The 14,456-nt window shown below is 70.1% G+C and carries 17 protein-coding genes; 12 read left to right on the top strand and 5 right to left on the bottom strand.

Features of this window, described 5'->3' with window-relative positions; genetic code table 11:
- Positions 1–8: 8 nt before the first annotated feature.
- The 6 genes from F3H10_RS09285 (at position 9) to F3H10_RS09310 (ending at position 4,182) form a co-directional block, all read left to right on the top strand.
- The gene (locus tag F3H10_RS09285) at positions 9–752 is read left to right on the top strand and encodes an RNase P subunit p30 family protein (RefSeq protein WP_149784497.1); all 744 of its coding nucleotides are present in this window, start codon (positions 9–11) and stop codon (positions 750–752) included.
- Positions 736–1,380 carry a class I SAM-dependent methyltransferase gene (locus F3H10_RS09290; protein ID WP_149784498.1) on the top strand — a complete coding sequence of 215 codons (645 nt, stop codon included), beginning with the start codon at positions 736–738 and terminating at the stop codon, positions 1,378–1,380. The genes F3H10_RS09285 and F3H10_RS09290 overlap by 17 nt, the downstream gene beginning before the upstream one ends.
- A gap of 60 nt (positions 1,381–1,440) precedes the next feature.
- Entirely contained in the window at positions 1,441–1,920 is a 480-nt protein-coding gene (locus F3H10_RS09295; protein ID WP_149784499.1) for an Rpp14/Pop5 family protein, read from the top strand.
- 4 nt (positions 1,921–1,924) lie between these two features.
- On the top strand, positions 1,925–2,704 hold the full coding sequence (psmA, locus tag F3H10_RS09300; protein WP_149784500.1) for an archaeal proteasome endopeptidase complex subunit alpha: 780 nt from the start codon (positions 1,925–1,927) through the stop codon (positions 2,702–2,704).
- A gap of 72 nt (positions 2,705–2,776) precedes the next feature.
- Positions 2,777–3,262: a GNAT family N-acetyltransferase gene (locus F3H10_RS09305; RefSeq protein ID WP_149784501.1), complete on the top strand. Its 486-nt coding sequence runs from the start codon at positions 2,777–2,779 to the stop codon at positions 3,260–3,262.
- A gap of 53 nt (positions 3,263–3,315) precedes the next feature.
- Positions 3,316–4,182, top strand: coding sequence for an SDR family oxidoreductase (locus F3H10_RS09310; protein WP_149784502.1), 867 nt, complete (start codon positions 3,316–3,318; stop codon positions 4,180–4,182).
- 21 nt (positions 4,183–4,203) lie between these two features.
- Here F3H10_RS09310 and F3H10_RS09315 read toward each other — a convergent pair whose 3' ends face one another.
- Positions 4,204–4,719, bottom strand: a complete 516-nt coding sequence (locus F3H10_RS09315) for a hypothetical protein (protein ID WP_149784503.1) — start codon at positions 4,717–4,719, stop codon at positions 4,204–4,206.
- Between the two features lie 221 nt (positions 4,720–4,940).
- Here F3H10_RS09315 and F3H10_RS09320 point away from each other — a divergent pair, with 221 nt between their 5' ends.
- From F3H10_RS09320 to F3H10_RS09335, 4 genes are all read left to right on the top strand, one after another.
- A complete protein-coding gene (locus tag F3H10_RS09320; RefSeq protein WP_149784504.1) occupies positions 4,941–6,866 on the top strand; it encodes a beta-CASP ribonuclease aCPSF1 in 1,926 nt (641 codons plus the stop codon).
- A 76-nt stretch (positions 6,867–6,942) separates the two neighbouring features.
- A complete protein-coding gene (locus F3H10_RS09325; protein WP_149784505.1) occupies positions 6,943–7,380 on the top strand; it encodes a methylglyoxal synthase in 438 nt (145 codons plus the stop codon).
- Between the two features lie 44 nt (positions 7,381–7,424).
- On the top strand, positions 7,425–7,931 hold the full coding sequence (locus F3H10_RS09330; protein WP_149784506.1) for a DUF7332 family protein: 507 nt from the start codon (positions 7,425–7,427) through the stop codon (positions 7,929–7,931).
- 107 nt (positions 7,932–8,038) lie between these two features.
- Positions 8,039–8,338 carry a DUF4242 domain-containing protein gene (locus tag F3H10_RS09335; RefSeq protein WP_149784507.1) on the top strand — a complete coding sequence of 100 codons (300 nt, stop codon included), beginning with the start codon at positions 8,039–8,041 and terminating at the stop codon, positions 8,336–8,338.
- 32 nt (positions 8,339–8,370) lie between these two features.
- On the opposite strand, the gene F3H10_RS09340 is transcribed toward F3H10_RS09335, so the two are convergent.
- From F3H10_RS09340 to F3H10_RS09350, 3 genes are all read right to left on the bottom strand, one after another.
- Positions 8,371–8,883, bottom strand: coding sequence for a hypothetical protein (locus F3H10_RS09340; protein WP_149784508.1), 513 nt, complete (start codon positions 8,881–8,883; stop codon positions 8,371–8,373).
- Positions 8,884–8,978: 95 nt separating this feature from the next.
- Positions 8,979–9,302: a transcription factor S gene (locus F3H10_RS09345; protein ID WP_149784509.1), complete on the bottom strand. Its 324-nt coding sequence runs from the start codon at positions 9,300–9,302 to the stop codon at positions 8,979–8,981.
- 61 nt (positions 9,303–9,363) lie between these two features.
- The gene (locus tag F3H10_RS09350) at positions 9,364–10,224 is read right to left on the bottom strand and encodes an alanyl-tRNA editing protein (protein ID WP_149784510.1); all 861 of its coding nucleotides are present in this window, start codon (positions 10,222–10,224) and stop codon (positions 9,364–9,366) included.
- Between the two features lie 493 nt (positions 10,225–10,717).
- On the opposite strand from F3H10_RS09350, the gene F3H10_RS09355 reads away from it, so the two are divergent.
- On the top strand, positions 10,718–11,419 hold the full coding sequence (locus F3H10_RS09355; protein ID WP_149784511.1) for an HD domain-containing protein: 702 nt from the start codon (positions 10,718–10,720) through the stop codon (positions 11,417–11,419).
- Positions 11,420–11,426: 7 nt separating this feature from the next.
- On the opposite strand, the gene F3H10_RS09360 is transcribed toward F3H10_RS09355, so the two are convergent.
- Positions 11,427–12,086 (bottom strand): TetR/AcrR family transcriptional regulator, encoded by a 660-nt coding sequence (locus tag F3H10_RS09360; RefSeq protein WP_149784512.1) that lies wholly within the window; start codon positions 12,084–12,086, stop codon positions 11,427–11,429.
- Between the two features lie 253 nt (positions 12,087–12,339).
- On the opposite strand from F3H10_RS09360, the gene F3H10_RS09365 reads away from it, so the two are divergent.
- On the top strand, positions 12,340–14,394 hold the full coding sequence (locus F3H10_RS09365; protein ID WP_149784513.1) for a COG1361 S-layer family protein: 2,055 nt from the start codon (positions 12,340–12,342) through the stop codon (positions 14,392–14,394).
- The last annotated feature ends 62 nt before the right edge of the window (positions 14,395–14,456 follow it).

Genomic DNA, 14,456 nt, shown 5'->3' on the forward strand with positions numbered 1-14,456 from the left:
CGCGGGGCATGTACGAGGCGGTCCACGCGTATCCCGACGGCGACGCCACCGTCGCGCGACAGGCCATGACGGCGGCACGGTACGGCTACGACGGGATCGTCGTCCGGACGCGGGCCGCGCTGGAGCCGGCGGACGGCGCGGGGAGCGAGGCGATCCCCACGCCCCCGGAGAGCGATCCGGACGGGATCGCCGACGAGTGCGGGATCGACGTCGTCGACGCGGTGGAGGTCGACGCCGACGGCCCGAGGGAGGCCTCCGGCGCGGTCGGGAACCACCGCTCCGAACACACGGTCGTCTGCGTCGTCGGCGGCGACGACCGCCTGAACCGGTACGCGGTCGAGGAGCCGCGCGTCGACGTGCTCGTTCGGCCCAACGCGGGACCGGGCGGGTTCAACCACGTCCTCGCGAAGGCCGCCCGCGACAACGGCGTCCACGTGGAGTTCGACCTCGGGCCGGTCCTCGGGGAGACGGGCGGGAACCGCGTCCGGGCACTCGCCGACCTCCGGAAGCTCCGCGAGATCGTGACCTACTACGACGCCCCGCACGTCGTCAGCGCCAACGCCGCCTCCCACCTCGAACTCCGTGCGCCCCGTGAGATGGTCGCCGTCGCCGAGGAGGCGGGGTTCGATCCGGAGTGGGTCCGCGAGGGGCTGCGTGCGTGGGGCTCGATCGCGGAGCGGAACCGCGAGCGACTCTCCGGGAGGTTCATTGAGCCGGGGGTCCGACGTGGACGGTATGAAACGGAGCGTTGAGGATCACGCGGCCCGCTTCTCGGAGAAGGCCGCCGAGTACGACGACTCGAAGAGCGACGAGTACCACGCCTGTGCGGACCTCGTCGTCGGCTACGCCGACCCCGGCCCCGACGACGTGGTGGCCGACCTCGGCGCGGGGACCGGCGCGATCTCGCTCGCGCTCGCGCCGGACGCGAAGTTCGTGCTCGCTCGGGACGTCAGCGAGGGGATGATGGAGGAGGGCCGTCGGAAGGCCTCCGAGGCGCGGATCACGAACGTCGAGTTCGCGTACGGCGAGTTCCGGGAACCGAACCTCGCGGGGCCGGACCGTGAGGCGATCGACGTCGTCACCTCGAACTTCGCGCTCCATCACCTCGCGGACGACGAGAAGCGCGAGGCGATCCGCGTCATGGCCGACACGGGCGCGCGCCGGATCGTCCTCGGCGACGTGATGTTCTTCGAGGAGCCGGACCCCGACGAGCCGTACTACAGTCCGGAGGTCGACGACCCCGCGACGGTCGGGACCCTCGTCGAGGCGTTCACGTCCGTCGGCTTCGCGGTCGTCGCGGTCGAGCGCGTCCACGACCAGGTCGGCGTGATCGTCGCCGAGCGGATCGGCTCGGGCGACGAGGTGCCCGGTGCGGAGTGACCGGATGGGGGCTGTTCGGACGCGGAGCGATCGCGTGCGGAGCGACCGGGTGGCCGGCCCGTGAAACACCTCCCGAAACACCTCCGGCCCCGCTGGCGGTACCTCGCCGTCGGGATCGAGACGTGGCCGGACGCCGAGATCGGCCGCCGTGCGTTCCAGCGCGCGCTCTGGTACGGCGCCGGCAACCTCCTCGGCGACGCGGGCAGCGCCGACGCCGGTCTGAAACTGCTCTCCTTCTCGTTTTCGGGCGGTGCGGGCGAGGCGGTCGTCCGGGTTCGTCGCGGCCACGTCGAGGAGGCCCGAGCAACGATCGGCTGCGTGAGTGCGGTCGACGGCGAACCCGTGGGGATCCGCGTTCGCGGGATCTCCGGAACGGTCCGTGCCTGTGAAGAAAGATATATGGGTCGCGCGGCCGCCAGTTCGACACAGCGAGACGTCGCGTTCGAGGACGCCGATCGGTCCGCCGTCGTGCGCGGCGACGCGTACGACGTGCGGACCGAGTCGGGGTACGTCGGCGCGGCGGCGTTCGACATCGAGTGATATCATGCAGGGCCAATCCCAACAACAGGCGTACGACCGAGGAATCACCATCTTCTCTCCCGACGGCAGGCTCTATCAGGTCGAGTACGCACGGGAGGCGGTCAAACGCGGCACGGCGAGCGTCGGCATCCGCGCTGAGGACGGCGTCGTCCTCGCGGCCGACAAGCGCGCCCGGTCCCCGCTCATGGAGCCGGCGAGCATCGAGAAGCTCCACAAGGCGGACGACCACGTCGGCGTCGCCAGCGCGGGCCACGTCGCCGACGCCCGCCAGCTCATCGACTTCGCGCGCCGGCAGGCGCAGGTGAACCGCCTGCGGTACGGCGAGGCGATGGGGATCGAGACGCTGACGAAGACGATAACGGACCACATCCAGCAGTACACCCAGATCGGCGGCGCGCGCCCCTTCGGCGTCGCGCTCATCGTCGGCGGGATCGAGAACGGCGAGCCCCGCCTCTTCGAGACCGACCCCTCCGGGACGCCCTACGAGTGGCAGGCGCTCTCCATCGGCTCCGACCGGAGCGACCTCCGCGACTACCTCGAGGCGGAGTACGAGGAGGGGATCACCACCGACGAGGCGATCGGGCTCGCGCTCGACACCCTCGCACAGACCAACGACGACGGGCTCACCCCCGAGGGCGTCGGCGTCGCCACGATCACCGTCGACGACGAGCAGTACGCCGAGGTACCGGCCGAGGACCTCGAGTCGATCCTCGCCGAGCGCGACCTGCTCGCGACCGACGACGAGGTCGAGGACGACGAGTCGGCGGACGCCGACGAGGAATAGACGCCCCGAACCGACCGAACCCGACTCGGTCCGGTCGAAACGACCATTTTCCGGGACGCGAAACGGGACTCCATGAGCGACGGTGACGCGGTCGAAGCGGGCGGACCGGGACGAGGACGCGACGGGTCCCTGCTCCCGATCGGCTATGAACTGCGCGAGACGACGCCCTCGGTCGACGCGTTCGTCCGTCTTCGCCGGGAGGCCGGCATGAGCGACCGGTCGCGCGAGGCGGTCGAGCGGGGGCTCCCGAACACGACGTACGGCGTCCACGTGGTCGAGACCGGATCGACGACCGAAACGGCGGTCGGGATGGCGCGGATCGTCGGCGACGGCGGGTCGGTCTTCCACCTCTCGGACATGGCCGTCGCGGAGGCGCATCAGGGACGGGGGATCGGGACGGCGATGATGGACGCGCTCGTCGACTGGCTCCGGGCGAACGCGCCGGAGGGCGCGTACGTCGACCTGCTGGCGGACGTCGACGGCTTCTACGAGCGGTGGGGGTTCGAGCGGACCGCACCCGCCTCGAAGGGGATGGGAATTCGGACCGAGGAGCTGTGAGGGAGAGTCGATCCGACGAGCCGTGAGGGAACCGCGTCCGGGTCGGGAGAGTTATGCCGGCGGGGGCCGACCGACGACGCGTGCAGAAGACGGTACTCATCACCGGGTGTTCCTCGGGCATCGGCCGCGCGACCGCGCACGCGTTCAACGACGAGGGGTGGACGACCTACGCGACCGCGCGGAACCCCGCAGACGTCGAGACGCTCGGCGAGGCGGGCTGTGAGCTGGCGACGCTCGACGTCACCGACCAGAGCGACGTCGACCGCGTCGTCGACCGGATCCTCGACGAGGAGGGAGCGATCGACGCGCTCGTCAACAACGCCGGCTACGGCCAGTTCGGGCCGATGGAGGACGTTCCGACCGAGCGGGTCCACGAACAGTTCGACGTCAACGTCTACGGCCCCCACCGGCTGACTCGGGCCGTGTTGCCGGCGATGCGACGCGAACGCGACGGGACGATACTCAACGTCTCCTCGGTGGCGGGACGGGTGTCGTTCCCCGGCGGCGGCGTCTACGCCGGATCGAAGTTCGCGCTCGAGGCGATGTCGGACGCGCTGCGCAACGAGGTCCGCGAGTTCGGCGTCGACGTGGTCGTGGTCGAGCCCGGAACCGTTCGGACGGACTTCTCGGACCGCGTCTCGAGGGAGACGGACCCCGAGGAGGCCGACGGGCTGGAACGCTCGAGCGCGTACGAGGCCGTCTACGCGTTCTTCGACGACACGGGGCTGATCGGCGGGGACGGGCCGGGCGCGGTCGAGCCGGAACTCGTCGCCGGGGAGATCCTCAACGCCGCGAGCGCGACGAAACCGCCAGCACGCGTCCAGCCCGGAACGCCCGCGCGCGTCGGCGTGCTCGCCCGGTTCCTCCCGGACGCGATCCGCGACAAGGGGTTCGACCTGATCCGGAACTTCGTCTCGTAGCGGGTTCGTCGCGGATCCGCTTCACCGCTCGGGACCGACCGCGAACGGGCTCTCCCCCTCACGCCACTCCCACCCGGGGAGTCGCGTCTGGAAGCCCGCGGCGAGCGCGGCGTCGAGGTCGTCGGCCCCCGCGGTCCCCGCGCCCGTCCCGTCCTCCTCGGCCGTAACGTCGCGGTCGACGTGGACGTCCGTGAAGTGAAACGTCGCCTGTGCGAGCAGCGAGAGGGGCTGTCCGCCGGCGATCGTCGCCGCGAGCTCCCGACCGAGGACCTCGTCGACGACGAAGCCGGGGTAGTCGCCGGCGACGTCGAGGTCGCGGAGGAGTCCGGCGTACCCCGCCACGTTGACCCCGACCTCGCCGTCCGCGAAGACGGCGTCGACCTCGCGGCGGTAGGTTCCCTCGTCGACGCGGTCGACCTCGGTGCCGAACAGCGAACCGAGCCGATCGCGCGTGTCGTTGAGGATCGGGACGACGACCGGGGCGCGGTCGCGGATGCGGGCGTGCTCCTCGCGGACGGCCTCCGGGGTGACGCGCATGGGCGGACCACGCCGGCAAGCGGTATCGGTTTTGCGAAGTCTTTTATAACGAAGGGAGTGTATTCCGAGACAAGCGGGTTTTCGCTGGCTGTTCCCGCAACGGTACATACGGACAGTACTTCCACTATGCCTACCCCGTCACGGTCGAACGCTCGGCGACGTGCCGCGTATCGGTTCCGTCCGACCCGACGGCGGCGGCGATCTACGGCCCGCGGTGAGCTATGAGCCAAGTCGATAAGCAACTCGAGAACCTGAAGTCGACGATAGAACAGGAGGTCCCGAACGACGTGAGCGTCACGGACGTCAAATACGAGGGGCCGGAGCTAGTCGTGTACACCCGAGACCCGAAGCGGTTCGCGGGCGACGGCGACCTGATCCGGCGACTCGCCTCGAAGCTCCGCAAGCGGATCACGGTCCGCCCGGATCCCTCGGTGTTGTCCCCCCCGAAACGGGCGGAAAAGGAGGTCAGGGACGTCATTCCGGACGACGCCGGGGTGACGGATCTCGACTTCCACGAGGACACCGGCGAGGTGGTGATCGAGGCCGAAAAGCCCGGGATGGTGATCGGCCGTCGGGGCTCCACGCTCCGGGAGATCACCCAGGAGATCGGCTGGACTCCGGAGGTCGTCCGGACGCCGCCGATCGAGTCCTCGACGGTTTCGAACGTCCGGAACTTCCTGAAGAACGAGCGCGAGGAGCGCCGCGACATCCTCGAGCGCGTCGGCCGACAGATCCATCGCGAGGAGATGTCCGACGACGAGTGGGTGCGGATCACGACGCTCGGCTGCTGTCGTGAGGTCGGCCGGGCCGCGTTCATCCTCTCGACGCCCGAGACGCGGATCCTGATCGACTGCGGGGACAAACCCGGCGCTGAGGGTGAGGTCCCGTACCTCCAGGTGCCCGAGGCGCTCGGCGCGGGCGCGGCGACCCTCGACGCCGTCGTGTTGACCCACGCCCACCTCGACCACTCCGCGTTGTTGCCCCTGCTCTTCAAGTACGGCTACGACGGCCCGGTGTACACCACCGAGCCGACCCGCGACCTGATGGGGCTGCTCCAACTCGACTACCTCGACGTGGCGGCCAAGGAGGGACGCACCCCGCCGTACGAGTCCGCGCAGGTCCGTGAGACGATCAAACACACGATCCCGCTCGAGTTCGGCGACGTGACGGACATCGCGCCCGACATCAAGCTCACCTTCCACAACGCGGGGCACATCCTCGGCAGCGCGGTGACGCACTTCCACATCGGCGACGGCCTCTACAACGTCGCCTTCTCCGGGGACATCCACTACGAGGACACCCGCCTCTTCAACGGCGCGGTCAACGACTTCCCGCGCGTCGAGACGCTGGTCCTCGAGTCGACCTACGGCGGCCGCAACGACTACCAGACCGACCAGGCCGACTCCGAGGAGGCGCTCAAACGCGTCATCAACGAGACGTACGAGCAGGGCGGCAAGGTCGTCATCCCGGCGTTCGCGGTCGGGCGCTCACAGGAGATAATGCTCGTCTTGGAGGAGGCGATGCGCGAGGGCGAGATCCCCTCGATGCCGGTCCACCTCGACGGGATGATATGGGAGGCGACCGCGATCCACACCACCTATCCGGAGTACCTCCGCGACGACCTCCGGAACCGGATCTTCCACGAGGACGAGAACCCGTTCCTCGCCGAGGAGTTCAACCACATCGACGGCGGCGAGGACGAGCGTCAGGACGTCGCCGACGGCGAGGAGTGTATCATCCTCTCGACGTCGGGGATGATCGAGGGCGGCCCCATCATGTCGTGGCTCCGCCACATCGGGCCGGAGCCGGACTCGAACCTCGTGTTCGTCGGCTACCAGGCACAGGGGACGCTCGGTCGCCGGATCCAGAACGGCTGGGACGAGATCCCCGTCTCCGACTGGGGCAACGGCGGCCGCGGCGACACCCTCTCGCTCGAGATGGGCGTCGAGACCGTCGACGGCTTCTCCGGACACGCCGACCGGCAGGGCCTGGAGAACTTCGTGAAGACGATGAACCCGCGTCCCGAGAAGGTGCTCTGCGTCCACGGCGACGAGCGGTCCGTTCAGGACCTGTCCTCGGCGCTGTATCACGACTACAACATGCGGACGTTCGCGCCGAAGAACCTGGAGACGTTCCGGTTCAAGTAGACGGCCGACGTGACTGCCCGATCCGCGCCACGCCGTCGCGGCTGACGTTTAAGTTCCGTCACGGCGATGCCGATCCATGCGCATCGCGCTCATCGCCCACGACGAACTCAAAGACGAGATGGTCGCGTTCGTGGAGACGCACGCGGACGTGCTCGGCGAACACGAACTGGTCACGACGGGCACCACCGGAAAGCGGATCAGCGACGAGACCGGTCTGGCGGTGAACCGACAGGCCTCCGGGCCGCTCGGCGGCGACCTCCAGATCGGGGCGATGGTGGCGAACGGCGCGATCGACGGGCTGGTCTTCCTGCGCGATCCGCTCACCGCCCAGCCGCACGAGCCGGACATCTCCGCGCTGTTGCGCGTCTGCGACGTGAAGGACGTGCCGGTGGCGACGAACCTCGCGTCGGCCGAACTGCTCGTTCAGGGGCTCCTCGTCGCGGAGTATCCGGTCTCCGAGGACCTCCTCGACGAGCGCTCGCCGCTGACGGACCGCGGATCTCAAGACGAATAACCGGCCCGTCGGAGTTTATATAGGAGACGCCGTACGCGGGAGCGATGGAACCGATCACGCCGGCGCGGACGGTCGCGATCTGCTGTCTCGTCCTCCTCGTCGCGACCGCGGCCGTTCCCGGCGGGGTCGCGGCGACGACCCCCGATCCGACCGAGGGAACCGCCGACCCGTCGGACGGGACCGCGGACCGTGAGGTCGGGCCGCTGACCGAGTGCTTCGCCGGCGACGGGTATCCGCTGGCGATCGGCGACCCGCCGGCGACGATCGACGCGCTCGTTCACGTCTCCGTGCTCACCGACCCCGCCGCGGGCGACGAGTTCGGCGTCGAACTCGCCGGGACGCTCGAGGGCGAGCCGGTCGTGACGCTCGCGGCTGGCGTCCGCCTGAACGCGCCCGGACTGATCGCCACCGGGATCGACCCGTTCGCGGCGTTCGACCTGTTGTACGCCTACGAACTCCGGCTGTCGATGTTCGACGGCGGGATCGACGACACGGCCTACGACGAGGACCGCCCGCCGGTCGGATCGGCCGCCGGGGCGGTTCCCTGTTGACCGCGGATCGGATCGTTCCGAGCCGCTCCGCTCCGGGGCGATCGACTCTCCCCACCCCAACCGTCGACGACTTTATCTTCGTGACCGCGGGAACGTGGTACCGCATCATGTCCGACGGGGAGTTGGAGGACTTCACGATCCTGCGCGAGTTGGACGAACCGATCACCGAGGAGGAACTCGACGCCGCCGGCGAGCAGTCGGGCGAGGTGCTCGAACGGCTCCGCGAGGAGGGCGTCGGGATCGAGTGGGTCGATTCGGAAGTCATGACCGACGAGGACGGCGACGTGACCGGGACGTTCTGTCACTACCGAGCCGAGGACGCCGAGGCGATCCGCGAACACGCCGACCGGGCCGGGCTGCCGGCGACGCGTATCGACCGACGCGGGGAGCCGCTGGAGGGCGAGTAACCCGCGACCGTTCCCCGCGAGGACCGGGGCCGTCAGTCGGGGCGAACGCCGCGCACGAGCCCGACGAGCTCCCGTCTCGCGTCGTTCGCGTCCGTATCGAGTCGGTAGGCTCCGCCCGCGATCAGGTACGACCCGGCCTCCCACACCGCGAGCAGCGCCTCGACCGGCACCGTTCCCTCGTCGAGCGCGCAACGACCGCGGAGGGTGACGAGCGTCGCCTCGGCGGCGTCGGGGTCGTCGACCGCGATCGTCCGCTCGCCGCGGGGCTCGACGTCCTCGATGTCGCGCTCGGCGAGCCGGTCACGGAAGCCCGCCTCGGCCCTGTTCTCGACGAGTCGAGTGAGCGCGGCGTTCGGCGCCGTCTCGGGGCGGATCCGGAGGCGACTCGCGAAGAAGAAGGGACGCGGTTCCGACCGGTCGGCGCGCTCGTATCGGACCGTGCTCGCGGTCACCGAGACGGGACCGGCGGCGAACGGCCGGTCGGTCGTCTCGTCGACGCGTCGCCAACCGTCGAGGCGGTCGGCGGGGACGACCGGTGGCTCCATACCCCCTCTTTCGGCAGGAGCCAAGGTAAACGACGGGGGCAGTTCGGGACCGACCGGAGCGTTCGGGCCGCAACGCGCTTCGGCTACGGAACCCCTCAGTGGTCGTCCTCGCGCCACTTGTGCTCGCACTCGGTACAGACGAAGAATCGCGTCTCGGACTCGTCGGCCGAGCGGATCTGTTGCATGTACCAGTACGCGCGGTCGTTGCCGCACTCCGGGCAGTAGGCGGTCGTCTCCGGGAGCCCCTTGTCCTCGGCGTCGCTGACGTCGACGATCTCCGACTCCACCTGGGACTGTGTCGTCCAGGCGTCCTCCTCGTCCTCGTCGCGGCCGACCTCGTAGCCGCAGGCGTCACAGACCCAGTGGTCCTCGCCCTCGCCCGACTTCATCATCGAGCCGCACTCGTCGCAGAACTTCATGCACGAACCAACGAGGGGTGACACATAAGCGGCGGGATCCCGCCGCGGGGGCCGTCCGGTCTCACTCGACGTGGTCGGCGAGGGCGAACCGGATCCGCTCCTCCTCGCTGCCCTTCGTCTCGCGGCCGGTGACGACGATCTCGCCGATCTCCCCCGTGGACCCGACGTGGGTTCCCGCACAGGCCGTCCGGTCGTAGGGTTCGGCTGCGTCGGACGTGGCATCGCCCTCGCGTGTTCCGCCGATCTCGACGATCCGTAGTTCGGTGATCGAGTCCGGGAGGAGGTCGATCCGCGTTCGGTCGGCGTCGAGCGTCGCCTCCGCTTCGGTGCGGTCCATCGTGTAGCTCACGACGGGGCGGTCGTCCTCGACGAGCTCGTTCAGTCGCGTCTCGATCCGGGCGAGGTCGTCGGCGTCGAACCGGTCGTAGGCCGCGTCGAGGTGGGCGCGGTCGGCGTACAGCTGGTTGCCGGTCGTGCGCGCGTCGTACTCCTCGAGGAGCAGCGCCGAGAGCAGGTGCTGTGCGGTGTGGTATCGTGCGTGTGCCCGACGGCGGTTCCAGTCGATCTCGCCGATCACGGCCGTCCCGGGTTCGGGGAGGTCGCTCGGCGTCGCGTGTCCGTCGTTTCCGATGTCGCCGTCGTGGCCGTCGTTCTCGCCGTCATCGTCGATCCGATCGGTCCGGTCGGCCCGGTCGGCGGGCGCGAGCGTGTGGTATACCGTGTCGGCCTTCTCGACGTCGACGACGCGCCAGCGCCGATCGGGGTCGCCGGCGACGCGGAGCGTCCCGGTGTCGTGTGGCTGGCCGCCGCCAGTCGGGTAGAAGTGGGTTCCGTCGAGGACGACCCGGTCCTCGAGGGTTCGTTCGACGGTCGCCTCGAACCGCCGGACCGTGTCGTCTACGAGGTAGCGTTGCTCGGTCACGTGATCGGAGAGCGCCCGGGTAAACATAAATCACCGCGAGGGGATGCCGCCCTCAGGGTACGTCCGGTACGTTCCGATCCATCCGGTACGTCCCGCTCCGTCCAGTACGTCCCGCTCCGTCCGGTACGTTCCGCGTCCCCCCCTCGCCGACCGCACGACCCCGGACCCACACCGACCGCGACCGCCCCGCACCTCACGCCTCCCCAGCCTCGGTCTCGGCGACCCGCCGGAACCGCCGGCGGGTCGCCTCGACCTCCCTCGCGTTCCCGCTCGCGCCGACGGCGCGAGACGGGGTTCGCGCCACCACAGGAGCCGCCTCACCGCGCAGTACACGTCTCTCCGGACGTTTCACTCTCTCCCACGGGCGGTTCACCGTCGTCTCAGGGGACGTTCTCGGGACTCCCGCCGTACCGACTTCTGAGCCCCTCGTCGTAACGACTAAGAACGGAACGCCCCTCCGTTAGGCTAATGAATCACGAGTTTTCCGCCCGAGGTGGTCCCCGTGGGCGTCGAGATTAAGGAAACGGAGGTGGACGAGGAGGACTTCGAGGAGATGAAACGGTTCGTTCGCGATTACCTCGCGGCCAGCGTCGAGAGCGAGGAGGACGGCGGCCGGATGCGGTGGTACCCCTGGCACTCGGCGGAATACCGCTTCAACCACATCCTCAACGTGGTCGACCTCGCGGAGGAGATCGCCGAAGCGGAGGGCGCGGACGCCGACGTGGTCCGGGTGGCGGCGGTGTTCCACGACGTGTCCAAACTCGAGGCCGACCAGGACGTCCACGCCGAGGCCGGCGCGCGCGTCGCCCGCGAGTACCTCCGGAGCCGCGGCAACTACCCCGAGTCGTTCATCGAGGAGGTGTGCGGGGCGGTCGTCGACCACTCCTACACCGGCGATCTGGCCGACGTGCCACTGGAGAGCCGGTGTCTGATCGAGGCGGACGTGCTCGACAAGGTCGGCGCGAACGGGGCCGTGTTGATGCTGTTGCGGATGGGCTACGAGTCACGCACCCACATGGACGCCGCGAAGATGGTCGACCGGGTGCTCGACCGCGGCCGCGACCACACCGACCGGGTCGTCTCCGACACCGCGGAGAGCATCGCCCACCAGCGGATCAAACGCGTCCAGTGGATCCGCGAGTGGCTCGAGGAGGAGGTCAGCCGGATGGACGCGAACGGCGCCGTCGAGCGGTGAGGCGCGCTTAAGCCTCCGGATCCACCGCGGGCAGCGTCGTCGAGAGGTACCGGCTCGCCTCCTCGCGAACCGCCCCGGTCCAGTCGCGGTCGGCGGTCGTGGACCAGCGCAGCATCGCGCCGATCGCGAGCGTCTGGAGCGTCTCCGCGACCGCCGCCGGGTGGACGTCGCGTTCGGCCTCCCGCGGCACGGCGCCGTCCCCGCTCGCGACGGACTCGGCGGCCGCCTCCCGGACCGACCGCTCGAGGAACCGCCGGAACACGCGGTCGCTTCGGTCGAAGTGTTCGCGGTACGCCGCGTCCGTCGCCGCCTGCGCCCGGAGTTCGACCATCGCGACGAGGAACCGCCCGTCGGGGGCGTATTCGTCGTCGACGCCGCCCGGATCGGCCATCGCGGCCACGTAGGCGTCGAGCCGCGCCCGGGGCGGGAGTTCGAAGGCGTCCCCGGAAACGGCCGTCTCGAACCCGTCGAGCAGGAACTCGAGGAGGTCGACCAACAGCTCGTCCTTCCCGTCGTAGTGGTGGTACACGAGCGAGGGGCTCTTCTCGAAGGCCTCGCCGATCCGCTTTATCGTGAGGTCCGCGTATCCGTGTTCACAGAGCGCACGGAAGGCCGCGCCGAGGATGGTCTCCCGGGTGTCCGCCGGCTCCGTGAACGGGTCGTCCATGCGCGGTGTACCCGGTAGGGGTATATATCGCTCCTGATTGAACGTTCATTCAACACGCTTATGCCGCGGGCGGGAGAGGCGGATCCATGACTCGACCACCGACGCTCGGGGGACCGACCCTCCGAAGTCGCGACGTCACGCTCGCGGCCCCCGCTCCCGTTCCGGTCCTTCCGACCCCTCCACACGGCTCACCCGACCTCCGACCAGATATCCGGGTCCTCACACGCCACCGTTCCGACTCAGGGGGTGAGCGGTGACGCCGTCGAGCGGGCGCACGGCGGTCGCGGTCGTCGTCGCGGGCGCGCTCCTCGTCGCCGCCGTCGGGAGCTTCGCCGGCGTCGCCGCACAGCCGACGCCGACCCCAGCGGCCGCCGGCGGATCGACCGTCTCCGACGGTCCCGGCACGGCGGGGACGCTCGCGGTCGGCGGTTCCGACGGCGACGGCGCGGTCGACCAGTTCGGACAGGTCCGCGGCGAGCCGGACCTCGAAGCGTACCTCCCACAGCCGACGATTCCGACCGGCGGGAAGACGACGATCGAGGTCGACCTCCTCAACACGGGCGAGATGGAGATGGGAAGCGACATCGACCCGCGCGTGACGACCGCCCGCAGCCTCCGGCTGGAGGCCGAAGCGGAGGACGAGGACGACCCGATCGAGGTAACGACCGGCGAGGTCGCCGTCGGCGACGTGCCGCCCGGCACGCCCAGACCGGTCCCCATCGAGATCGCCGTCCCCGACGACGCGGCCGACGGCGAGTACGAGATCGACGTGACGGTCCGCTACCGCTACACTCGGACCATCGTCCCGAACGGGAGCACCAACTACGAGTCCTCCCGTACCGAGGAGCTCGACGTCACCGTCGTGGTCGACGACGGCGCGCGGTTCGCGATCGTCGACGCCGACACCGACGCGCAGGTCGGCGGCACCGGCGAGGTGGACGCCACGCTGCGGAACGTCGGCGACGAGACCGCCCGCGACGCGATCGTTACGGGAAGCGCCTCGGGCAGCGGCGTCACGGTGGGCGCGAACGGCCCGCCGGACGTGTTCGTCGGCGACTGGGCCCCCGGCGAGAACCGCACCGTGACGTTCGACTCGACGGTCGCGCCCGACTTCGCCGGCGGGACCTACGTGTTGCGCTCGAACGTCGAGTACCGCGACGGCGACGGGGCGGAGGTCACCTCGCCGTCCTCGCGGGTCGGCGTCACGCCGACGCCCGAACAGCGGTTCGCGGTCGACGGCGTCGGCGGGAGCCTGGCGGTCGGCCACTCGGGGAACGTCACCGGGACGGTGGCCAACGACGGTCCGCTGGCGGTCGACGACGCCGTCCTCGTGGCCGAGTCGACGAGCCCCGGCGTGACGTTCGCCGAGAGCCGGTACGCGCTCCCCGACCTCGAACCCGGCGAGTCGACCGACTTCTCGCTCGACGCCGACGTGACCCCCGAGGCCGACCCCGGCCCGCGACAGGTCCGGTTCACCGTCGAACACGAGAGCGGGGACCGCACCGCGACCGACGAGTCGACCGCCCGGATCGAGGTGGGTCCGGGCCAGTCGTTCGCGGTCGACGGCGTCGACTCGACCCTGGAGGTCGGCTACTCCGGGTCGATAAACGGGACGCTCGAGAACGACGGACCGCGGACCGTCGACGAGGCGGTGCTGGTGGCCGAGCCGCAGAGCACCCGGGTGACGCTCGGCGAGAGCCGGTACGCCCTCCCGGACCTCGCGCCCGGCGAGTCGACCGATTTCTCGTTCGACGCCGACGTGAGCGGGCAGGCGGATCCCGGACCGCGGCAGGTCCGGTTCACCGTGGAGTACATGGGTGACGACGCGACGCTGACCGAGGAGTCGACCGCCCGGATCGAGGTCGCGCCGCGGCGGCCGGAGTTCGCGATCGAGGCCGACGACCCGGTCGTGCCGGCCGGCGAGACGCGGCGGATCACCTTCGAGATCACCAACCAGCGGCCCGAGACGCTCTCGTCGATCAACGCCGGACTGTACGCCGACGACCCGATCTCGGCCGTCGAGGACGAGGCGTTCGTCGATGAACTCGAGCCCGGCGAGTCGACCGAGATCCGGTTCGAGGTGTCCGCCGCCGGAAGCGCCGGCGCCCGGACGTACCCGGTCGAGCTGGACTTCCGGTACGACGACGAGCGCGGGAACGACCGGATCTCCGACGTGACCCAGTACCCGGTCGACGTGTCCGAACCCGTCGACGACGGCGGCGGTCCGCCGATCGGCACGGTCGTTCTCGGCGTTCTGGTCCTCGTCGTGCTCGTCGGCGGGGCGGTCTGGTACCGCGGGCGACAGTGATCCGATGACCGGACTCGATACGCATCGATCCCCCGAAAGACGGGGTCCGCAACCGCGGAGGC

This window comes from Halorubrum aquaticum (assembly GCF_900113615.1).
Classification (GTDB): Archaea; Halobacteriota; Halobacteria; order Halobacteriales; family Haloferacaceae; genus Halorubrum; species Halorubrum aquaticum.